The organism is Pseudopedobacter beijingensis, from assembly GCF_042678145.1.
GTDB lineage: Bacteria > Bacteroidota > Bacteroidia > Sphingobacteriales > Sphingobacteriaceae > Pseudopedobacter > Pseudopedobacter beijingensis.
In genome coordinates, this window is record NZ_JBHUDG010000003.1 from 62,073 (window position 1) to 84,990 (window position 22,918).

At 34.3% G+C, this 22,918-nt stretch carries 18 protein-coding genes; 11 read left to right on the forward strand and 7 right to left on the reverse strand.

Going from position 1 to position 22,918, the window contains the following annotated elements; genetic code table 11:
- Positions 1 to 5 precede the first annotated feature (5 nt).
- On the reverse strand, positions 6 to 2,969 hold the full coding sequence (locus ACFSAH_RS02355) for a SusC/RagA family TonB-linked outer membrane protein (RefSeq protein WP_379661084.1): 2,964 nt from the start codon (positions 2,967 to 2,969) through the stop codon (positions 6 to 8).
- A gap of 311 nt (positions 2,970 to 3,280) precedes the next feature.
- The gene (locus tag ACFSAH_RS02360; RefSeq protein WP_379661085.1) at positions 3,281 to 4,297 is read right to left on the reverse strand and encodes a LacI family DNA-binding transcriptional regulator; all 1,017 of its coding nucleotides are present in this window, start codon (positions 4,295 to 4,297) and stop codon (positions 3,281 to 3,283) included.
- A 628-nt stretch (positions 4,298 to 4,925) separates the two neighbouring features.
- Here ACFSAH_RS02360 and ACFSAH_RS02365 point away from each other — a divergent pair.
- Positions 4,926 to 5,252 carry a nucleotide pyrophosphohydrolase gene (locus ACFSAH_RS02365; protein ID WP_379661086.1) on the forward strand — a complete coding sequence of 109 codons (327 nt, stop codon included), beginning with the start codon at positions 4,926 to 4,928 and terminating at the stop codon, positions 5,250 to 5,252.
- A 183-nt stretch (positions 5,253 to 5,435) separates the two neighbouring features.
- Positions 5,436 to 6,251: a DUF4349 domain-containing protein gene (locus ACFSAH_RS02370; RefSeq protein ID WP_379661087.1), complete on the forward strand. Its 816-nt coding sequence runs from the start codon at positions 5,436 to 5,438 to the stop codon at positions 6,249 to 6,251.
- Between the two features lie 178 nt (positions 6,252 to 6,429).
- Here ACFSAH_RS02370 and ACFSAH_RS02375 read toward each other — a convergent pair whose 3' ends face one another.
- From ACFSAH_RS02375 to ACFSAH_RS02395, 5 genes are all read right to left on the reverse strand, one after another.
- On the reverse strand, positions 6,430 to 7,329 hold the full coding sequence (locus ACFSAH_RS02375) for an SMP-30/gluconolactonase/LRE family protein (RefSeq protein ID WP_379661088.1): 900 nt from the start codon (positions 7,327 to 7,329) through the stop codon (positions 6,430 to 6,432).
- Positions 7,330 to 7,333: 4 nt separating this feature from the next.
- The gene (locus ACFSAH_RS02380) at positions 7,334 to 8,047 is read right to left on the reverse strand and encodes a 2-phosphosulfolactate phosphatase (protein WP_379661089.1); all 714 of its coding nucleotides are present in this window, start codon (positions 8,045 to 8,047) and stop codon (positions 7,334 to 7,336) included.
- A gap of 111 nt (positions 8,048 to 8,158) precedes the next feature.
- Entirely contained in the window at positions 8,159 to 9,241 is a 1,083-nt protein-coding gene (gcvT, locus tag ACFSAH_RS02385) for a glycine cleavage system aminomethyltransferase GcvT (protein WP_379661090.1), read from the reverse strand.
- 61 nt (positions 9,242 to 9,302) lie between these two features.
- The gene (locus tag ACFSAH_RS02390; RefSeq protein ID WP_379661091.1) at positions 9,303 to 10,511 is read right to left on the reverse strand and encodes a glycosyltransferase family 4 protein; all 1,209 of its coding nucleotides are present in this window, start codon (positions 10,509 to 10,511) and stop codon (positions 9,303 to 9,305) included.
- A gap of 3 nt (positions 10,512 to 10,514) precedes the next feature.
- Complete coding sequence (locus ACFSAH_RS02395; RefSeq protein ID WP_379661092.1) at positions 10,515 to 11,117, reverse strand: ribonuclease HII; 603 nt, start codon at positions 11,115 to 11,117, stop codon at positions 10,515 to 10,517.
- 254 nt (positions 11,118 to 11,371) lie between these two features.
- On the opposite strand from ACFSAH_RS02395, the gene ACFSAH_RS02400 reads away from it, so the two are divergent.
- The 9 genes from ACFSAH_RS02400 to ACFSAH_RS02440 all read left to right on the forward strand — a co-directional run bounded on the left by ACFSAH_RS02400 (position 11,372) and on the right by ACFSAH_RS02440 (position 22,907).
- The gene (locus ACFSAH_RS02400) at positions 11,372 to 12,658 is read left to right on the forward strand and encodes a PepSY-associated TM helix domain-containing protein (protein WP_379661093.1); all 1,287 of its coding nucleotides are present in this window, start codon (positions 11,372 to 11,374) and stop codon (positions 12,656 to 12,658) included.
- Between the two features lie 16 nt (positions 12,659 to 12,674).
- Positions 12,675 to 13,394, forward strand: a complete 720-nt coding sequence (locus ACFSAH_RS02405) for a DUF4198 domain-containing protein (protein ID WP_379661094.1) — start codon at positions 12,675 to 12,677, stop codon at positions 13,392 to 13,394.
- A 183-nt stretch (positions 13,395 to 13,577) separates the two neighbouring features.
- On the forward strand, positions 13,578 to 15,980 hold the full coding sequence (locus tag ACFSAH_RS02410; RefSeq protein ID WP_379661095.1) for a TonB-dependent receptor: 2,403 nt from the start codon (positions 13,578 to 13,580) through the stop codon (positions 15,978 to 15,980).
- Positions 15,981 to 16,003: 23 nt separating this feature from the next.
- Positions 16,004 to 17,284: a DUF4374 domain-containing protein gene (locus tag ACFSAH_RS02415; protein ID WP_379661096.1), complete on the forward strand. Its 1,281-nt coding sequence runs from the start codon at positions 16,004 to 16,006 to the stop codon at positions 17,282 to 17,284.
- A 65-nt stretch (positions 17,285 to 17,349) separates the two neighbouring features.
- A complete protein-coding gene (locus ACFSAH_RS02420; RefSeq protein WP_379661097.1) occupies positions 17,350 to 17,661 on the forward strand; it encodes a DUF6686 family protein in 312 nt (103 codons plus the stop codon).
- A 48-nt stretch (positions 17,662 to 17,709) separates the two neighbouring features.
- Positions 17,710 to 18,255 carry an RNA polymerase sigma-70 factor gene (locus ACFSAH_RS02425; RefSeq protein ID WP_379661098.1) on the forward strand — a complete coding sequence of 182 codons (546 nt, stop codon included), beginning with the start codon at positions 17,710 to 17,712 and terminating at the stop codon, positions 18,253 to 18,255.
- A 101-nt stretch (positions 18,256 to 18,356) separates the two neighbouring features.
- Positions 18,357 to 19,001 carry a hypothetical protein gene (locus tag ACFSAH_RS02430; RefSeq protein ID WP_379661099.1) on the forward strand — a complete coding sequence of 215 codons (645 nt, stop codon included), beginning with the start codon at positions 18,357 to 18,359 and terminating at the stop codon, positions 18,999 to 19,001.
- A 12-nt stretch (positions 19,002 to 19,013) separates the two neighbouring features.
- Positions 19,014 to 20,240, forward strand: coding sequence for a DUF4374 domain-containing protein (locus tag ACFSAH_RS02435; RefSeq protein ID WP_379661100.1), 1,227 nt, complete (start codon positions 19,014 to 19,016; stop codon positions 20,238 to 20,240).
- A gap of 141 nt (positions 20,241 to 20,381) precedes the next feature.
- Positions 20,382 to 22,907: a TonB-dependent receptor gene (locus tag ACFSAH_RS02440; RefSeq protein ID WP_379661101.1), complete on the forward strand. Its 2,526-nt coding sequence runs from the start codon at positions 20,382 to 20,384 to the stop codon at positions 22,905 to 22,907.
- Positions 22,908 to 22,918 lie beyond the last annotated feature (11 nt).

The following is a 22,918-nucleotide window of genomic DNA, read 5'->3' on the forward strand; positions in this document are numbered from 1 at the left end:
AAGTTTTAGAACTGAAAATTTACACCTAGAGTAAATGTTCTCGGACGCGGATACAGGGTATAATCTATACCTGTGAAATTCTCGGGATCAACTCCTTTGTATTTAGAAATAACGAATACATTCTGACAATTGGCTGCTACAGAAAGGTTACTGTTTATTCCTTTAATAAGGCTACCAAAAGCATAGGAAACCCCTAAGTTGTCCATCTTTAAGAAAGATGCATTTTTCACATAATAATCGCTATTGTATTGATTTACTGTGAAATTGGTATTATACACATCTGTACCTGCGTTGTTTATATTTCCACTTGGGCTAATAATATTTCTCTTTGTACCTAAGTTTGATCCAATGTTATCGTATATATAATTTCCAATATTAGCTCTTAACACTGTAGTAAATGTTAGCTTATTTACAGTTAATGAGGTATTAAATCCTAAAATACATTTAGGAACGGGCGACTTGTACAAATACATATCATTGGTATTAATAATACCGTCACCATTTAAATCTTCATACAGTCCTTCTAAAGGCTTTCCGTTAGTATCATAAACTTGCTTATAAACATAAAAAGCGAAAGGAGAATAACCTACAGAGTGGTACTGAATGCTGTTACCCGTTCCTCCGGTAGCATTTCTCGCCGATTGTGGTACCGTATTATCACCTACCAAACTCAAATTAGTTACTTTATTATCGTTATATGCTCCATTTACTCCTACATTCCAAGTAAGGTTGTTTTTCTTTATGGCTTCGAAATTAAGATTAACTTCAATTCCTTTGTTTTCCATATTGCCCACATTGGTCAATATCTGATTGTTAAAATTGGTACCAACAGGAATTTCTACAACAGCAAGCAGGTCTTTTGTCTTTTTAATATAAGCATCAATACTTCCTGTTATCCTATTGTCTAGAAAGCCATAGTCTATTCCCGCGTTATATGTTTGTGTTGTTTCCCATTTTAACTCTGCATCGTAAGAAATAGGTGTATAAGTCTGGTAAAATGTATCCCCAATTTGATACTGGCTTTCCCCGGTTGTTAAATAATAGTTTGGTATATAGGAATAATTTGCAATTCCATCTTTATTTCCGGTTTCGCCATAGCTCAGTCTCAATTTCAAGTCAGAAATTGAAGATTGTCCTTGTAAGAATCCTTCCTGATTTATTCTCCAGGTAAATGCCGCTGACGGGAAATACCCCCAACGACTGTCTTCACTAAACTTTGATGAACCATCAGCTCTTAATGTACCTGAAACAATGTACTTATTACTTAGTGTATAAATTAAACGTCCATAATAAGACAACAACCTATTTTGAGGTACATCAAAATCAAAATTAGGCGTACTTAATATACCTCCTAAAGCATTAAAAGATTTGTAATTATAAAAAGTTGACTTATTATCATAATATCCATACCCAACAACTGCGTTAATATTGCTGTTTATTTCTTTAATGTCTTTAGTATAATTCAAATAGCCTTCTACAAAATAATTATCTAATTTATTACCGTAATCCTGATAAAAGCCTCTGGTTGAATAGTTAGATGCAGCATGCTCTGATATTTTTGTATATCCTTTCCCTTTTGCAACATCATAGCCAAAATTAAAGTTCACATGTAACTCTGGCAGAAAGTGAAGACTATAATCTAACTGAAGATTTCCGAAACTTCTTTGAGTTTTACCTATGTTTTCTCTTTGCTCTAATAATCCTAATGGGTTTCTTGGTGTATTAGGATTGGGGACATTTCCGGATAACCATTCAAAATAATCCCCGAAACCGTTCCCGATACTTAATACAGGCTGTGTAGGGTCGAAAGAAATAGCAGCCCCCATAGCACCATGATCTCCAAAATGTGATTTGCTTAAAGAGCCTTTAACATTTAAATCTATTTTTAAATGTTGATCAAAAAGTTTGGGTGACAAATTCAAACCAGCAACTCCTCTTTGCATATTGTCAGTCAATAATACCCCATTTTGATTAATATAACCAGTGGAGATTCTATAAGGAATAGTTTTTATACTTCCAGATATACTTAAATTATTGTCTGTTGTAAAAGCTTCTCTGAATATAATATCTTGCCAATCTGTATTGTGATTTCCTAAAAGCTCTATCTGATTAATAGTTCCATTAGTATGAACATATTCCCTTATCTGATCTGAACTTAAGATATCTACTTTTTTGGCTATTGTAGCTATAGAATTGTTGGTACTAAAATTCACCTGTGGCTTTCCGTTACTTCCTTTTTTAGTGGTTATTAAAATAACACCGTTAGAAGCTCTAGAACCATAAATTGCAGTTGCATTTGCATCTTTTAGAATGGTAAAAGTCTCTATATCATTAGGGTTAATTAATGATAAAACATTAGATACACCTTTAATCTCGTCTCCGCTTAACGGATTACCATCCACAACTATTAACGGATCATTGCTCGCATTTAATGATGCCCCTCCTCTTATTCTAATTGTAGCACTAGCTCCTGGATTTCCACCGTTACTAGTGATAGATACTCCCGCTACCTTTCCCTGAATCAGTTGATCGGGTGTAGTAATGGTTCCTTTTTGGAAATCTTTAGAAGACACTGTTGAAACAGATCCTGTTAAGTCTTTTCTATTAACAGATCCATACCCAATTACTACTACTTCCTCCAAGCTTTTATTATTAGGTAATAACTCAAAGTCCAGTTTCAAAGGCTGATTACTTACCATACCTTTTTTAGTCATTGAATTATATCCTACAAATCGAGCAGTAACGGAAACGTTCCCGAAAACCACACTATTAATTTTATAATTACCATCGGCATCCGTTTGGGTTGCTTTTCCTGAACCTTCAACAATTATAGTAGCGCCAGGCAAAGGTAGATCATGTTCGTCTAGCACTTTTCCTATTATACTCCCTGTCTGTGCCATAGCAAAGAATGTACTTAGGAATAAAAAAAACGAACTTAGTCCACAAATTTTTAAGTAAAAAATTTTCATTTTAATTTGTTTATTATTGGTGATAACTAGTTTGTTACTGTATTAACATCAGCTCGTCTAATTTAGTGCTTTAATTATATTTTCAAAAATATTTTCAAAAATATTTAACAAAAACAAAACAAAAACACACTAATAAATACACAAATCACTGAAAATAAGACACATAAATAAAATTTATAAATTAAAAAATACACCAACAAAACCTCACACAATCGGGAACGGTTCCGTTTTTTTGAAATATTTAATATGTATAAATATGTTTTTTCTTCTCATTTTTCTCAAAATGCATGATTTTATTTTGAACTAGCATCTCAAACATCAGTCGATTTTCTCTTAAAAATCTCGGAGTTTAATACAATATTCTTATTCTTCAATTCTTGTATATTTTTCTTCTTTTCCAGCAATTCAAAAAGCAGACTTACTGCCTGATGACCCAAATCAAAGGCGGGTTGAGTAACTGTTGATAAAGCAGGATTTAATAATGTTGCAATTTCTAAACTAGAAAAACTAATTATCTTTAAATCTTTAGGAATTGATATTCCTAATTCATAACAAGAATAATAAGTAGCAAAAGCTAATCGTTCAACTGAAGCAAAAACTCCGTCAGGTTTTTCCTCAGCTAAAAATTCCAACAAAATCCGCCGATTTAACTCCAATGTATTACAGCAATCAACAATCAGGTGATCATTCATTGGAATATGATACTTCTTTAAGGCATCCATATAACCATTCATTCTTGTTTTACCTATAGACATCTTCTTATTGACAACCAGATAAGCTATTCTACGGCACCCTCGCTCTATTAAATGCTCGGTAGCTAAAAAACTACTTTCATAATCATTAGTAGTTACTTTAGGAGCCTTAACATCTTCATAAACTCTATCGAAAAAAACAATAGGTAGTCTCTGTTGATTAATTTTCTTCAAATACTGATGTTTTCTGCCCTCTCCAGAAACAGACATGATAATTCCGTCTGCTCTTCCATTACTTAAATGAGAAATGTAAGCAGCTTCCTTTTCGGCATCATCATCGGTTACATATATCAATATATGATATCCTTTTTGTTTGGCATAACCTTCTATCGCATGTATAGCCTGAGAGAAAAAGTTGTTGGCTATTTCCGGAACAATAACGGCAATAGTTTTACTTTTTTGCTCTCTCATATTACTTGCCAGATGATTAGGTTGATAGTTCAACTTCTCTGCCATGTCTAGAATTCGCTTTTTTGTTTTCTCACTGATATCTGAGTGACCTCTAAAAGCTCTAGATATTGTAGACTTCGAAAGATTTAACTTTGCTGCTAATTGTTTAATATTAATGGTATCCATTTTATCACTAAAAAATCAGGATTATTGTCGATAAATATAAAAATAAGCTACTATATATACTTTTTAATTTTGCTAATGATAAGCTAGAACGATATAAAACATAAAACCCTATTACCAAAGAACAATTAATAATATTCACTTCAAAAAACAAGAATTGACATTGATAAAGGAAAAATAAACCAAGATAACTTACACAGACGAATATTCACCGCAAAACCTCATTACAAACAACTTAAACAGGACTAAAACCACAAATACTTACTCATCACTTACTAACATATAATCCAAATCAATTACCATTTACCAATCAAGATTTTATTCATTGCCATTTTATAAAAGCCCTTTTTAAGACATATCCTACTAGCTTATTTAAGCTTCGCAAATATCTTAAAAAGAATAGTAGTATTATACTATAATAACAAAAACCTAACAATGCAGTTTTTGTTGAGAGTAAAAAACCAGAAATCTTTGATAGTAAAAAATTTAATTTTATCACCAGAAATAAATTCGATTTCTATTATTATACAAACAACTGTTGTTTGTATAATAATAGTTTACATAGAAAGGTTTTCCAAAACTCTCTAATCATTATAATTTTTCATGATATTAGCTATATTAAATTCGTATTATGACTATAAAAGAAGCACAAGAACTGGTAGACAAATGGATAAACACTACCGGAATAAGATATTTTAACGAGTTAACAAATACGGCTATTCTTATGGAGGAAGTGGGCGAGGTGGCCCGTATCATGTCCAGAAAATACGGAGAACAATCTTTTAAAGAATCTGATAAAAAAGTGGATTTAGGAGATGAGATGGCTGATGTTCTATTTGTTCTTATTTGTCTTGCCAACCAAACAGGAATAGATTTAACCGATGCCTTAGAAAAGAACCTGGATAAGAAATCTATCCGGGATGCGGAAAGGCATAAAAACAACGAAAAATTAAAGTAATTAGGATACATTTTAACAAACCAATTATAAACCGCTTATTTTTTGTAATAAATCGATAAAATCTATCTGAATTATTTTCATATCCCCGCTTTGGCTATCCATTAAGTAGTTCAAAAAACATAGAGACAAAGTGCATAAAGGTTACCTTTTTCATAGTTGAGGTATTTAGGTTAAAATACGTCTATGAAAACAATACTCTCTGCACTTTTTATATTTCTGCTTTATTCTTGCAGCACCCCTTCTGCTACCTCATCATCAGAAGACAGGATGGTAGAGTCTGAGGCTTTATTAGCTACACCTCCCACACCGACTGAAAGCAACACCCAAACAGTAGATTCTGCTTTAAAGATGATCAAAACAGCAGATATTTCATTTGAATCGGATAACAGTTTGTCTGCCGTTCAGAAAGTAAATGAGCTACTAAAAAATTTAGGTGGTTATACCGAACAGGAAGATAATAGTTCTAGTGGTAGTTATCAATATACCACACTAAAGTGTCGTGTTCCGGCGGTAAAGTTTGAGGCTTTCATTGATCAACTGGAAGGTGTTCCAGGTAAAATGACCGGAAAAAGCATTCAGAGAAAGGATGTTACCAGAGAATATGTAGAAACAGAGACTTCTATAAATGCACAAAAAGCATTATTGAACAGGTATGTGCAGTTGCTTGCCAAGGCTACAAAGATGAGCGATATGCTGGAGATAGAGAATAAACTGAGCGAGCTAAAAACGACGATTGATATTTCGGAGAACAGCTTTAACACGTTAAAAAAACAAATCAGATATAGTGAGGTTCAAATCCATATTACTTCTGCCAACAGCGAAATTGTAAAACCTTCTTTCGGGAAGGATCTAAAAAATGCTTTTGCGAATGGCATAAGTATTTTCAAAAATCTGGTACTGGGGTTAATTACCTTATGGCCTCTTTGGATTTTAGCTATAATAGCTATTGTTTTTTTCAGAAATTATCGTCAAAAACAAAAGGCAAAGAAGCAATTATAAGGCCTACAAAGAATACATCATTGATTTTGCAAACACGTAAAAATGGGTTCCACGTGAAATTCATCAGGAACAGGAATTTATCAATAAGAACTTAAGCCTTTTACTTATTGGGGCAATTTAGGGAAGTGGTCCATTTCCCTAAATTGTCTGATATGAAACGGTAATAATGATACTTTGTTTATTTAAAACCCCTAACTTGCATATCCAACAAATAAACACCTTTTCCTGCTGTGATAAATAGCTTTTCTCTCTTTCTACCATAAAAACTCAGGTTAGTGGTTTTAGGTTCGGGGACTGGAATATGTGCTATTTGTTGCCCGGTTCTATCAAACACCACAATATCTTTCCCTGTGGTATACACATTTCCTTTTGTATCAATTGTCATTCCATCCGAACCTTTGTTAACAAACAATGTTCGTTCTGACAGACTTCCGTCTGATAAAATTGTGTATTTATAGGTTTTATTGTCTCCTATATCGGCTACGTATAAAATATTTCCTGTTGGAAAGCCTATTATTCCGTTAGGTCGCACAAAATTAGAATCGAGTAAAACCGCTTCGGAAGCCCCTTTATAAAGCACATATAAACCACTAACAGATAATGCTGTTTGTGTACGAGTCCAATAGCTTCTTTTGTAATAGGGATCTGTAAAATAGACATGTCCAGCAGCACTTACCCAAACATCGTTAGGCCCATTATAAAGCTTTCCGTTGATATTATCCGAAAGCACCACTTTTTGTTTGTTCTTACCTATAGACCAAAGCTGGTTGTTTTCATCGGCACAGGCCAGCAGGTTTCCTTTGGAATCAAAAAACATTCCGTTAGATCGTCCTGCACTATCCATAAACAGAGACAAATTCCCTTTAATGTCATATTTCCAAATTTTATTATTGGGCTGATCTGTAAAAAAGACATTCCCTTTTTTATCTACTGCGGGACCTTCTGAGAAAGAAAAACTACGGGCTATTAAGATTGGCTTAACTCCATCTTTTACTATAGAAGAAACCTGACAATAACTTTCTCCAATTTGTATCATCGAGAAAAGTAAAACGGCAAGTTTCTTCCAAGATGTTTTCATGTTTTTACATTTTAACCAATTTATCTCCTACTAAGACAGGAATTACATTGGTTAGGTTGTGATTTAAACAAAATGCAATATCTTTCTCCAGATTTAGCTTCTGCATTCTTTTTCCGTGTGATGCTTTTGAGGTATAACCGCTTAAATCATCTTTGGCTTGCAGATATAGATCTTCTGCAGCATAAGCAGAATCATCATATTCAAAATTATCTAAACCCATTTGAGTAACAACAGCTCCTGCAAACAAGGTGTCTTCCAGATTGAATTTGTTTTTCCATCCGGCACATAATAACAGGACATCCTTATCCTGCTTTTGCAAGTAATTACAAATGGCATCCAAATTTAAAAACGAACCAACAATAACCTGATAGGCTGTTTTTCTTGACTCGGAAATGGCATAGGTTCCATTTGTAGTTGTTAAAACAATGGTTTTTCCTTTTACTTTATCTTCTGTATACGCAAAAGGTGAGTTCCCAAAATCAAACCCCTCTACTACTTTACCATCTCTTTCTGCGGCTAATAAACAATCTGTCTGCTGATAGTTGAGACAGTCCTCTACCTTGGCTACCGGAATAATAGCTTCTGCTCCGTTAGCTATTCCATAACAGATAGAACTTGTTGCCCTAAAAATATCTATGACAACAACTATTGAGTTTTCTATATCATAAAGAGGGAGCAAAACGGGAGTTAAACAGACCTCTATCTTTCTCTTATTCATGCGTATTGTAGGGCTCAAAAGAAGAACTCAGGATTTAAAAGTTCAGCGGATTATTACGTTTACACCTCTCCGGATACTTTTATATTTCTGGTTTTCCTGTAAATATTTTTATTATCCTTTATAAAATGGTGGTTTTACCACTTTAGCTTTAATCTTTTTATCTCTGATATTGATAAACACTTCTGTCCCTTCTTTACCGAAAGGTCTTTCTATATAACCTAAGCCAATAGCTTTTTGTAATGATGGTGATTGTGTTCCTGATGTTACTTCTCCTATTGTTCTGCCTTCTCCATCTACAATTTCGTAACCATGACGTGGAATCCCTCTGTCTATCATCTCAAAGCCTACCAGTTTTCTTGTTACACCATTTTCCTTTTTCTGTTTTAGGGTTTCTGAGTTAACAAAGTCTTTACTAAATTTAGTTACCCAACCTAAACCCGCTTCTATTGGACAGGTGTTTTCATCAATATCATTGCCATATAAACAGAATCCCATTTCTAAACGCAGGGTATCCCGGGCACCTAAACCTATTGGCTGAATGCCGTAAACTTTTCCTGCTTCAAATATTGCGTCCCATATTTTTTCTGAGTGCACTGTGTCAAAATATATTTCAAAACCACCGGCTCCGGTATAACCTGTAGCAGAAATTAAAACATTCTCGATTCCGGCAAATACTCCTTTTTTAAAAGTATAGTATTCCATACTGGAAAGTTCGATATCTGTTAATGGATTTAATGCCTTTGCTGCATCGGGCCCCTGAACAGCTAAAAGAGAAGTGCGCTCCGAAATGTTGATTAACTCAACATGATCAGTATTGTGCTTATTTATCCAGTCCCAATCTTTTTCTATGTTTGAGGCATTCACTACCAACATATATGTTTTTTCGTCTATACGATAAACCAGTAAGTCATCTATCACTCCTCCATCTTCATTTGGGAAATATGAATACTGTATTTTTCCATCAAATAGCTTTGATGCATCATTAGCACTCACCCTTTGGATCAAGTCCAAAGCTTTTTCTCCCTTAATAATAAATTCGCCCATGTGACTTACATCGAAAACACCGACGCTTTTCCTTACGGTTTCGTGTTCGGTATTGATTCCGGAATATTGAACGGGCATATTAAAACCCGCAAAGGGCACCATTTTGGCTCCTAAAGCGATGTGCTTTTCTGTTAACGCAGTATTCTTCATGATAAAACCAGAGACTTATCTTTTATACGATAAAATCTGCCGCGAAATTAAGAAAAAAACATCAAGCCTTGTTATTACAAGTATTTTCGAAGATAGTTAACATCTTTCTGCACTCTTTTTCTATATCATGCTGTTGTGTCACCAATAACCTGGCTTCTGCGCCTATCCGTTTAATAAGTGTTTTATCTGTAAAACACCTGAGAATTTGTTTGTAAAAATCATCTGTTTTATCTGCAATCAAAATATTTTTATCATGCAAATAATTAATTCCTTCTGCAGCAATTGAGGTAGCAATAACACACTTACCTAAAGCCATTGCTTCAATGATTTTTACCCGCATTCCTCCCCCGGCAAATAAGGGAACAACAAAAACATGCTGTTTAGCAATAAACTCCAGTGCGTTTTCAACCTCCCCTTCCAGAATATAGCCGGGCTGATTATTCAACTGAAACTCTACCGGCATTTTCTTTCCTGCCAAATGAAACTTTATGCCCGAGCGCAGTTCCTGTAATTGTGGCCATACCTGATCTAAGAACCACCTAAGTCCTTCTATATTTGGACGCCAATCCATAGAACCAATATAACCAACACTTTTATGCGGCGTTAAAGCTGTTGTCGTCACATACTCAGTAAGATCTAATGCGACGGGAATAGTAAGCACTTTTTGAGTGCAGCCCATACTTCTAAAAAAATGTTCGTCTGCCGAACTGATGGCCAATAAGACATCAAAACGGTTAATCACTCCGGTTTCAAAGAGATGCAACCTCTTACTAAGTAAATTTAAATAAATACGCCTTGGTAAAAAGCTTTCTTTTAAAGCCAGTCTTTTCCATACCTTAGATTCTATATTATGCGATCTAAAAAATAGCTTCGCTGCTGTATTAGACTGTACAACATCTATATAAGAGGCTACCTGTAAACCTTCAAATAACACAACATCAAAACTTTCGTTTTTTAATAACTGCGCCAGTTTATTGGCGCAATATGTTTCAAAATAACGGCTAACATTATATGACTTATTGGTAAACAGATTAAAAAAAGCAGCTTTGGCATTGACCCGATCATCGACACTATAGGTATAAAAATTAATTTGTCTGAACACTTCATCGTCTATAGAGTTGGTGTAAACAAAATGTTTGGTCGGATTCAAACTAAAGAGAGTTATCTGACATCCTTGCCGCAATAATTCTCTCATCGTATTGTAAATTACAATCGAATATCCTCCTTTTCGGGGGAAAGGAACTCTATTGCTAAGGATTAAAACTCTCATAAATTATGTATTAAAAATACTTAATTGCGGATCGCTTATTCTAAATGTCTTTCTGTGATAAATACTTATTCCATGCTCTTTAACTGCAATACGGTGTTTAGAAGTTGGATAGCCTTTATTCTTAATCCAATCATATTGAGGAAACTCTGCATGCAAAGCTTCCATATACTCATCTCTATATGTTTTTGCCAGCACCGAAGCGGCAGCTATAGAGAAATACTTTCCATCTCCCTTTACCACACACTGATGATTAATCTCCTGGTAAGGCTTAAATCTGTTTCCGTCTATAATGACAAACTCTGGTCTTAATGATAATTGATCTAACGCTCTGTGCATAGCCAAAAAAGAGGCATTAAGGATATTTATCTGATCTATCTCTTGATGATCTACCGAGGCTACAGCATAACTTAAAGCACTTTTTTCAATCTCATCTCTCAGCTTTTTCCTTTCCTTTTCAGACAATTGCTTAGAATCATTCAACAGATCATGAGAAAAGTCTTTAGGCAGAACAACCGCAGCCGCAAACACAGGTCCGGCTAAACAGCCCCGACCCGCCTCATCGCACCCTGCTTCTATTAATTCTGATTGAAAAAAAGGTAATAACATTTTGTATTTATAAGTGATGTAAAGTTTCTAAGTTAATTAATCATTTCTATTTTCTTTATCCCACTTTATATATTTCAATACGTAAACATATTCATATACCGAAACAAACCGTATCCAAAAAAACATAAATAACTAATTATCAATAATATAAAACAAAAACAAACTTATTTATAATTATTCTAAATAATTTTTTGGATAATAAAAAAGATACTCTATTTTTGCCTTATCTATAATTAATCTAAATAAAATATAGAATGAAATTTAGAAAGATCAATAATTGGTTACATTTATGGTTAGGGCTTATATCAGGTGTTATTGTTTTTATAGTATGCATTACCGGTTGCATTTGGGTATTTAACGAAGAAATAACTGCATATTTTATAGAACCAGAAACCAGAATAGAAATCCAAAACAAACCCGTAATCTCCCCTTCTACAATACAAGAAATTTCAAAAAAAGAGTTCCCGGACATGAAACTCTCCTATGCCAATTACCAATTGGGCCGTACAGTAAATGTTGGTTTAGGAGAACGAAGAAAAGGAGGTGCTACATTAAAACTAAACCCATACACTGGAGAAATTATAAGTAAAAAAGTGCGAGAAAAAGGTCAAACAGATTTTTTTAGATTTATATTAAATGGACATCGTTTTTTGTGGTTACCCTATGAGATTGGACGTCCCGTGGTTAATTATGCCACACTGGTATTTGTAATTCTTTTAATAACAGGATTGGTTTGGTGGTACCCTAAAAAGTGGAATAAAAGCACCCGTGATAAAAGTTTTAAGATAAAGTGGGGAGCTTCTTTTAAACGTGTGAATTTAGACCTTCATAATGTTTTAGGATTTTATTCTCTTTTATTTTTACTGGCAATAGCCCTGACGGGAATGGTCTGGGGTATAAAATGGTATAGCGAAGGCTTATACTGGGCAACTTCTGGCGGTCAAAGTTTAAAAGAATTTAAAAGACTTGAATCAGACTCCTTACAGGCTAACAAGTTCTACACACCAGAACAAGCGATAGATTTGGCATTCAATAAAGTCATCAGTGAAAACCCCAAATCAGAGGGTTTTTATTATAGCTTTCCGGACACTTCCAAATCAAAATCTATAATAAGTATTACCATTTATCCTACAAGCGGCCAATTCTACAACAACCGTAATTATAAATTCGATCAACATACCCTAAAAGAACTTAAAGGAGACCATCCAGTATATGATTCTTCTTACGAGGAAGCCGGTTTCGGTGGAAAACTAAGAAAAATGAATTATGATATTCACGTAGGAAGTATCCTGGGATTCCCCGGAAAAGTACTTGCATTTTTATCCACATTAATAGGGGCGTCACTTCCTATAACTGGTTTTTTAATATGGTGGGGAAGAAAATTTGGTAAAAACAACAAGAAAAGCAAAAAAAAGAGGTTGACAGAAAACAATCAGACTGAGACAACGGATGCAAAACCTTTTGTTCCTCAAACAAGAAAGAAAAGAGAACCCGTTCTGGAAAACTTACTTATACAAACAGAAGAAACTAAATCACAATAAAAATAAAATAACAAACATGAAAACCTGTAAACTATTGATTATTACAATACTCATCACTTTTAGTGCAAACAAGTTGTTTGCACATGCCCTATGGATAGAGACCAACACCGTGGGAAAGAATGGACTAAACCATGAGGTAAAAATATTCTATGGAGAATATGCAACTAATGAAAAAGAGAAGACACAAAAATGGTATTCTGATGTAAAAGAATTCTCTTTATGGCTTAGTGCTCCCGGAAAGGAAAAGATTAAATTAAATACTACGGACAAAGAAGACCATTTCTCCGCTCATTTTACACCAGAAAAAGATGGAGTATATACGCTTACCGTGGTACATGAGGCAAAAGACCTTGGGGGAACTACAAAATATGAGTTCTCATCATTAGCCGCTGTTACTGTAGGAAAAAACGCTACTATAAACTTAGATGAGGTTTCTAATCCGTTGAAGATAAGCACTAATGAAACAAAAGTTTATAAAACAACTTCAAACGTACAAGTAAAAGTTATCTTAAATGGTAAGCCTCTGGTTAATAAACAAGTATCTGTATTTTCACCTGAAGGATGGAGCAAAGAATTTATTACCGACACTAACGGAATGATAAACTTCAATCCAATCTGGCCGGGAAGATATGTAATAGAAGCCAGTAATTTTGTCAAAAACAGTGGAGAACATAATGGCAAAGAATACAAAGCCGAATGGCAAGGGGCTACTTATAGTTTTGAAGTGTCTAAATAATTAAGAAACTAAGTCCTGCTTACCCGGCTCGGTCGGTTTGAGCTATGGGTAAGGCAGGCACAAATTCTTTCGAATTCTGTAAAAGCGGCAACTTTTACAGGATTTAAAGAGAGCCGTACAGCGGCAACTGTACGGCTCATACCCTCGCGAGAGGGAAACTTCTAACGTTCAAATTAAAAGTAAATGCAAATTAGAAAATTTTTGCTGATCGGGGCACTATTGCTCACTAATTTATTCTACTCTTTTGCCCAAAACTCAAAATCGAGTATCAACGGAAAAATCACAGATGAAAATGGAGAACCTATACCAGGAGCTCTTGTTAAAATCTTAAATACTTCTTTAAGTACAACATCGGATCTAAACGGAAATTTCAATTTGAAGAATATTCCGTCAGGGAAACAGACTGTACAAGCATCATCAGTGGGAATGACAACTGCTTCTAAAGAGGTATCTCTAAAACCAGCAGAAAATTACCCACTCAACTTCAAGATGATTACAAACGTTCAGCAGATGGAAACGGTTTCTGTTATCGGAAGATCTGCCGTTCAGGATGTAAACAGACAAGCTTATAACGTAATTGCTATTGATGCCAAAAAACTTCATAATACCACATTAGATATTTCTCATGCCTTAGACAGAGTCTCTGGAATTAGAGTTAGAGAATCTGGAGGTGTGGGGTCGCGAATAGACTTTGCTATGAATGGTTTCAACGGAAGACAGGTAAAGTTCTTCATTGACGGAGTACCTATGGAAAATTTCGGCTCATCATTTCAGATCAATAACATCCCCATTAACCTGGCAGAAAGAGTTGAAGTTTATAAAGGTGTTGTACCTATTTGGCTAGGTTCTGACGCATTAGGCGGAGCGGTTAATATTGTTACGGATAGCTCTCCAAGAACTTATGCTGATGCCGCTTATTCTTTTGGGTCTTTTAATACTCATCGTAGTTCTGTAAATGCCGGAATTATAACAAAAAAAGGTATAACATTCCAGGTAAATGCATTTCAAAATTACTCCGACAATAATTATTGGGTCACGGTAGAAACATCAGATCTCTATACTGGCAAATATTATCCAGAAGTTAGGGTGAGAAGATTTCATGATAATTATCATAACGAAACAGTTATTGCAAATATTGGAGTTGTTAATAAAAAGTATGCAGACAAACTAACTTTTGGTATAACAGCTGGCCAAAATAAAGCCGATATACAAACTGGTGCCCGCATGAAAGTGGTTTATGGATCTTGGTTTAGAGAAGGTAATACCATTATTCCACAAATGAAGTATCAAAAAAATGATCTTTTTCTAAAAAACCTAAATTTTAATATGAGTGCCAATTATAATCTGGGTCATGAACAGAATATAGATACAGTAAATATTAAATATAATTGGCTTGGCGAAACTAAACCCGGACCTGTAGGGGTTGCTGGTGGAGAACAAACCAGACAGCTTTATAAATTTAGAAACAACAATGGTTTAGCAACAGCAAATCTGTCATATAAAATTGCAGATTCTCATGCGATTATGCTAAACAACGTTACCAATTTTTTTAACAGAAAAGGGTGGGATGCATTATCTCCAGAAAGCGAAGCCAATGAGCAACCGAGAATATCTTCAAAAAATATTACCGGACTAGGTTATAGATTTCAGCCCAATGAAAAATGGAATACGACCGTATTTGGTAAATATTTTTATCAAAGAAACAAGTATTCTCAGAGTTATACTATCTCAGAATCATGGGGAGCACAAACCTACTATCTGGAACAGGTAAATAAATACAATAAATTAGGTTATGGTATTGCAGCAACGTATTTCTTATTACCAAATCTGCAAATTAAAGCTTCGCATGAAAAAGCATACAGATTACCGGAAACGGAAGAGCTTTTTGGCGATTTACTTAATATTAGTGGGAATATAAGCCTGAAACCAGAGCAAAGCTATAACTATAATGCCGGAGTTACCTGGGCGACTCACATTAATAAAATCCATCGTTTTAATTTTGACGTTAACGCTCTATACAGAAAAACTTCAGATTTCATAAGAGTTAATCTTGATCCAAATCAGGTAAAACAATCCATGAAAAACTGGGATAATGTAGAAAACAAAGGTATAGACGGAGAGATAAGATATTCTTATAAAAACCTCATTACATCTGGTATAAATGTGACTTATCAGGATATCAAAGACAAATCAATCTATCAACAAAATTCTAATGTACCAAGTTTAAGCTATAATACACCTATGCCCAATTTACCAACATTCTTTAGTAATGTTGATCTCTCTGTATTCCTTCATAACGTTTATAGAAAAGGCAATACCCTAAGTTTTGGGTATAACTTACTTTATGTAGCCCCATTCTATCTATACACACCGGCCTATGGAACAACCAGTACAAAATTTTTAACAGAGAGACAATATGCACATGATGCAAGCATTGTCTACACTATGGCAAACGGCAAGTACAATATTGCTTTTGAATGTAAAAACCTAATGGATAATCTTTTAATAGATAATTACTCGCTTCAAAAACCAAGTCGTGGATTTTATGTTAAAACACGCTATTATTTCAGTAGAAAATCAAATTAATCATAATCATAAATTTCAATAAAATGAAAATCTCAAACAAAATTGCAATTCTTGCAGCTACTTCACTGGCTATATTAAGTGCTTGTGATAAAAAAACATCCTTTGTAGAACCTGACCCTGTAAGTGAGGACACTACAAAAACAAAATATATTGTAACTGTTACACCAGCCAACAGTACGGGTGTTGCAGATTATATCTTAGAAGTAGACAGTCTTCATAAAGGAAGTATCTCCATATTAGGTAATGGTATAGAACAGGAAGGTACTTATAGATATTATGTTACCCATAAAAATAAATTCTTTAGTATGCTTTATGGGCAAGGAAACCCGGGAGCTGTTACTACTTATGGCTTAAATGCTGCTGGAAAACTAACAAAAATATCAAACTTTCAATCGGAAACAGTTCAAACATTTGCTCCCATGAAAGATGATATTGTATTGATTAAAATTCCGCGTAGTGGAACCAACCAAACTGCAAACTTTTTCCGCGTAAATGCAGATAAACAAGAAATTGTTGGAACTGCAGATCATGATATCGTTAAACTTGCAGGTAACGGAGAAAGAGCTCATTTTACCTGGGCTACTCAATTTGGTGATAAATTATTGGCACCTTACATGAGTATTAGGGGTTTGAGCACAGATGCGTTTGGCACATCATTCCCTGACAGCACCTGGGTTGCAGTATTTTCTTATCCTGATTTAAGATTAGAAAAAATTATTCGTGACAATCGTACTGCTTCTATTGGCGCTTATATGAATAATGGCTTAGCTGTAGATGAACAAGGCGATGTATATGGATTTTCTCCTGCATCTGCAACAGAACCACATCCAACAGAACTTGGTCCTGACGGAAAAACAAAATTAACTATTCAAACAACAACTAAACCATCAGCAATTGTTAGAATAAAAAAAGGCACTACTGCCTTTGATCAGACTTACTTCTTTAATGTACAGGAAAAATCTGGAGGTCATCATATCGCAAACCAAACTTATATTGGAAAAGGCAAATTTATGTTAAACATGTATGGTGCTCCTGGAACTGTTGCCTATAATAATACCAGAAAGCTGGCAGTTGTAGACGTTTATGCTCAAACATTTAAATGGGTTACTGGTTTGCCGGAAGTAATTACTTCTTTCACTACCAGGTATAATATTACTTCTGATGATGCAAAAGTTGGTTACCTGGGAGTAAATACTCCTGACGGAAATTACGTCTATGCTATCGATGGAGAAACAGCTGTTGCAACCAGAGGTTTAAAAGTTGAAGGTGGTAATATAACCGCTATTCAGAAACTAAAATATTAAAAAAAAATCCCTTAATCCTTAAATCTGCGGTATCTGAATTTCGGGTACCGCATAAATTTCAGTTCATGTGTCCAACAATCCTACTCAGCCAAAAAGACCAGACAGTAATCAGTTATTGCCCAGAATGCAAAAGAACATACATCTGGCACAAAAGTCTTATGTTGACGTTCGAGAACAAGCAGTTTCTGGCTTTTAAGAAGTATATTAAAAATAGCGACCATACATTTTTAGCTTTCCCGGATGACGAAGAAAGAATTCTTATTTCTACACAACATTCACAGGTAAATTTAATCTTCAGTGAGAATGAGTGGACTTGTTTTCTAACCGCCATAGAAGAAGCAGAATACATGCATGAGGTTTATCAGCTTTTATATTAACTTTTATTTATATTCAATCTAAATAAATATATATTTGTAGGAAATAATATGGCATCAGCAGATACTCCAAATAAAAGCACCAGCTCCACTCCTATCAACAAAGTAACGTTCGAAACGATATATGAGCGTTATTGGGAAAAAGTTTATGCGATATGCTATAACAATATAAAAGAAAGCGAAGTGGCCAAAGAATTAGTTCAAGACATATTTAAGTCTCTTTGGGAACGTAGAGATAAGTTAGAACTAACAACGGTAGAAAACTATCTTGCCCGATCTGCAAAATTTAAAACTTTTGAATACATACGTAACAAAGTAAATAGGCAAAGACTATTAGAAAACACATTGCACCAGTGTCCACTAGCTACAAATTGTACAGAAGATCGTATTGTATTTTCTAATCTGCTCGAAAAAGTAAATATGCTGATAGAGAAACTACCTTGTCAATGCAAAAAGGTGTTCAAAATGAGCAGAGAAGAAGGGCTTACCAACAAACAAATTGCCTCTATTCTACTCATATCAGAAAGAGCTGTTGAATACCATATCACAAGAGCTTTAAGCTCCTTAAAAAACAACATTCCTACTTTTCGTTCTTAAACTTCCCAGCTCGACATACGGCTATCAGTTGCCTGTGCTACTTATTTGAAAAAATTGCATTATTTTTATGCCAGAGAAACTCTCGTATAAAAGTTTTTCAAATGGAAATAGATAAAGAACTCATAGAAAAATACCATCTTGGCAATTGTACCCCCGAAGAGGAGGCATTGGTTAATGCATGGTTAGCACATGATGAGTTTGATAATTCTCAGCTTCCTAACGAACTACATAAAACAACCGATAAGCAGGAAATATGGTCCGGAATAAGTTCTTTTATAGAAGAGAAGCAGATTTCGAAACCTAAAATCAGCAATCATCCAATACGTCTTATTTCTAAAATAGCTGCATCACTATTTCTAGTTTTAGCGGTTGGCCTCACTTATTCTTACCTAAGCCCCCAAAAGGAACAACAACGTCTTTTTGCTTTTGACAACTCTAAAGGCAACCAGATAAAACATATAGATTCAGGAAACTACAGCATTGTTATGGCTCCTAAAAGCAATGGTAAGATAGATTTAAACAATAGTCTGATAGATTTCTGTGGCAGTATATTACTAAGCCCCAAAAAAGATATCGTACTTACTCTTCAGGGTTATCATGATAAAATCAAATTAAAGACGGGACAAACCTATATTGTGTTAAGCAATACCTGCCCTTCCTCAAAACCTATCGTTGTAAATGAAAAAGACATAGTGCACTTACCTCCGGTTTTACAAAAACATTTAATGACCCATTTCAGTATTTAATTTCTCTTGTACTTGAAAACACGAAATCCGTATTTATTCACCTATTTTAATTTATGTCTTCTTGCTATACTTCAGGTTTTATTGAGTGCTTGCACAGAACAAACCGAAGACAAAGAAGAAAAGAAAAAATATAGTATTTACATACTGGGATTTGATAAGCAAGAATATCTTTTACAGACAAACTCTTTAACCGAAGGTATTTTAACACCAGAAAAAAATGGAGTACTATTAAACGACAAAATAGTGAGTAGAGAAATGATTGTAAAATCGGGCAACTATTACCATCTTGACTCTAAAAACAACAAATTGTCCAGATATGTAAAAACCACCACAAGATTGAAAGAAACTGGGGTCTTAAACATAGAAGATTTCCGAATTGAAAACTTTTTCTGGTTAAGCCCTGACACGTTGCTATTGGTTGGACTTGATCGTAAAACTTCTTCTATACCAAAATATCACAAAATAAATACCACAAGATTTAATATTATAGAAAGCGGACCGCTTCCCTTACCCAAACCACAAGGCAAGTTTGAATCAACATCTATTGGCTTTATTCATAAAAGGGAAAACAAATTATTTATAGGGTTTACTTTTCATCAATTTAACGAATCGTACAACTATAACTCAAGCGACACCATTTATATGGCTACTCTTAACTATCCTGAACTAACGCTAACTAATATAGAAAAAGATACCAGATCTGCTTATCCTGGAGGGATAAACACTGTGCAACCCTATTCTTTTACAAACGAGAATGGTGATTTTTATTTCATGACATGTCCAGGTATAGCTATGGGGAATATGCCAAATGAACCTACTGGAATTTTCAGAATTAAAGCGGATGAAAACCTGCTCGATCAAAATTACTTCTTTAATATATCCTCTATAATCAACAATCACGCTTATGGATTATGGTATTTAGGAAACAACAAAGCTATAGTACGTAGCGAAAGGAAAGATTTATATACAAATTTCAGCGATCTCCACAGCACTTACAATTTTGAATTTCATCTTTTAGATTTAAAAAATCAATCTACCCAAAAGATCAACCTGCCTTTAGATAAGGGAACACGAAAAGAATGTGTAATTGTTGAAAAAGGCACAGCATATATAGCAGTAAATGCAGGTAAAGAGAATAATTACATTTGGATTTATGATATTAAATCTGGTACTCTCAAAAAGGGGGTACAATTATCTGGGGAGACTGATTATATCTTCAGAATCGATAGAAACTTCTAAAGACAAAGCTTTATCAAGCTAAAAAGCACACCATTTAAAATAGCAACCATAAAAAAATCTTTTTTTTACGACTAACACCTTCGGTACTTTTACATTTAAGCTACTTGACTAGTAAAACAATATTATTTTTAACTAGTCTAAATGTTTATACTGAAATTATCCAGTCTTAATCGCTCTATAACCTGGTCTTTTTGCTTTTCAGCAAAAAAAACAAACATTCAAAGTTCAAAAAACTATATCTATAAAAACGCAATCATCCTACTCTGTTTATTATATATTTCTCCTGCTTTTTCACAAGAGAAAACAACTTCAATCAATGGCTATATAAAAGACAATTTTGGAAATCCGATAGCAGGTGTTGTTGTGAGTATTTTAAAACCAGACGTAAATACTGTTTCAGACATTGATGGCTTTTATAAAATTGACAATTTGCCTAATAAGCCCATCTTTTTAAAAGTGCGGGCATTAGGTTATTTAGAATATTCGCAAGAAATAGCACTTATCCCCATTAAGGCTAATACACACAATATCCAACTTAAAGAAAGCGATAACTTCATGAAAGAAGTTACTGTCATTGGGAAGTCTGAGAATCAAGAAAAAATTCACGAGATAAAACGTTCAGGCTTTAATGTAAGCGTCATAGATCTAAACAAAAATGCAAATGAAGCTGCAAATATTACACAGGTTCTAAAAAGAGCTACAGGCATTACTATACGGGAAGATGGCGGATTAGGATCTAATTTTGTATTCAGGATAAACGGTTTAGATGCTAAAATATTCATAGATGGTGTTCCTATGGATAACTTCGGATCATCTATGTCCTTAAACAATATCCCAGTAAATCTGATTGACCGTGTAGAAGTCTATAAAGGGGTAGTTCCCGCTTTCTTAGGATCAGATGCTTTGGGTGGCGCTGTCAATATTATCACCAAACGAAGAGCCAGACCATTTTTGGATCTTAGTTATAACCTAGGTTCATTCAACACTCATCAATCTGCTTTAGTAGGCACATATACCAATCCAAAAAATAAGTTATCTTTTCGTTTGAATGCCTTTTATAACCATTCTGATAATGACTATAAAATGTATTCTGAAGAGAAATACAATGTGATTATTCAGGAAGTTGTTCCAAAAGAAGGAGGAGGAAACGAATTCGTAACTATCCCATCAGCCAAACGTTTTAACGATGCCTATACATCAGCAATGGGACAGTTCGAAGTTGGCGTTCGTGATAAACCCTGGGCTGATCAGTTTTATGCAGGTATAACTTACTCACAAAATCATAAACAAAATCAATTAGGCGCCACACTTAGTGCTGTAAAAGGAGGAAATTGGTCCGAAAGTAATTATTGGATGCCCTCGTTAACTTACAAAAAGAGCAATTTTATAATCAACCGTTTATTTGCCGATATTTATACCAGCTACAGTTATGACACACGACATGTAAGAGATACCGCTTTATATAACTATTCCTGGTCAGGAAATTGGATTGCTAACAGAGATGCATCCCAACCCAACACCCCCATACATAATAAGTTTAACATCACTAATAATTTAGCAAGAATTAACCTCAATTATGACTTTGATGAAGAACGTAATCAAAGTATAAACTTCAATTATAATTATAACAATAGCCATCAGAAACAATATGATATGATCATTGGCAACGATCTTTCCTCGGGTTTGTTATCTAATTTAGACAGGCACCTTTTCGGTTTATCGTGGCAAAATCAGTGGTTTAACAAACGCTTATCCAATGTTGTAGCTGTAAAATATTATGGACTAAATGCTACACATGATATAGATGAACGAAAATTCACTGGTAATAATGAATATATCAGTGGAGAAATAGTACGATACAAAAAGAACTGGAATTTCTATAGTACGAGTATTGCTTCCCGCTTCCGGATTACAAAAGATGGAGGATGGAAATTATCTTACGAACGGGCATATAATCTACCCGGCATGACACAGTTTTTTGGAGATGGGGTAAATACAATATCTAATTTTGATTTAAAACCAGAACGTAGCGACAATATTAATTCGGGCTTTTATTACAACACATTTATCAATGAAAATAATTTTTTAAATATAGATGTTACAGGCTTTTACCGTCTGGCTGATGACTATATAAATACCCGAATTGTAGATAAAGATTATTTTCAATACTATAACATACCCGGAGTAAAACTATATGGTTTTTCCACTGAAGTGAAATACGGATATAAAGATTTGATTGCTCTTACCCTTAATGGAACTTATGATAAAGCTATCGACAACAATAAATATACAGATGAAACCAATCAAAAAGTAAATTTATCATACAACTATCAGATTCCAAATAGACCCTGGATTTATGGAAGCATGGATTTAAGCCTTATTCAGAATGATTGGTTTCAAAAAGGAAGCCGGATTCAATTATCATACCTATCTCAATACAGCCATTGGTTTTATCTAAGCGAGGCTCATTTAGGATCATTGGCATCTAAAGACCATATTCCTTCACAAACTATTCACTCAGCAGTCCTAAGTTATTCCTGGCTTCAGAATAAATATAACATTTCATTCGAAGCTCGTAACCTTACAGATGAACGGGCTTATGATAACTTCCGATTACAGAAACCTGGGCGCGCATTCTATCTCAAGTTAAGATTATCATTAATGTAAAAACAATTAAA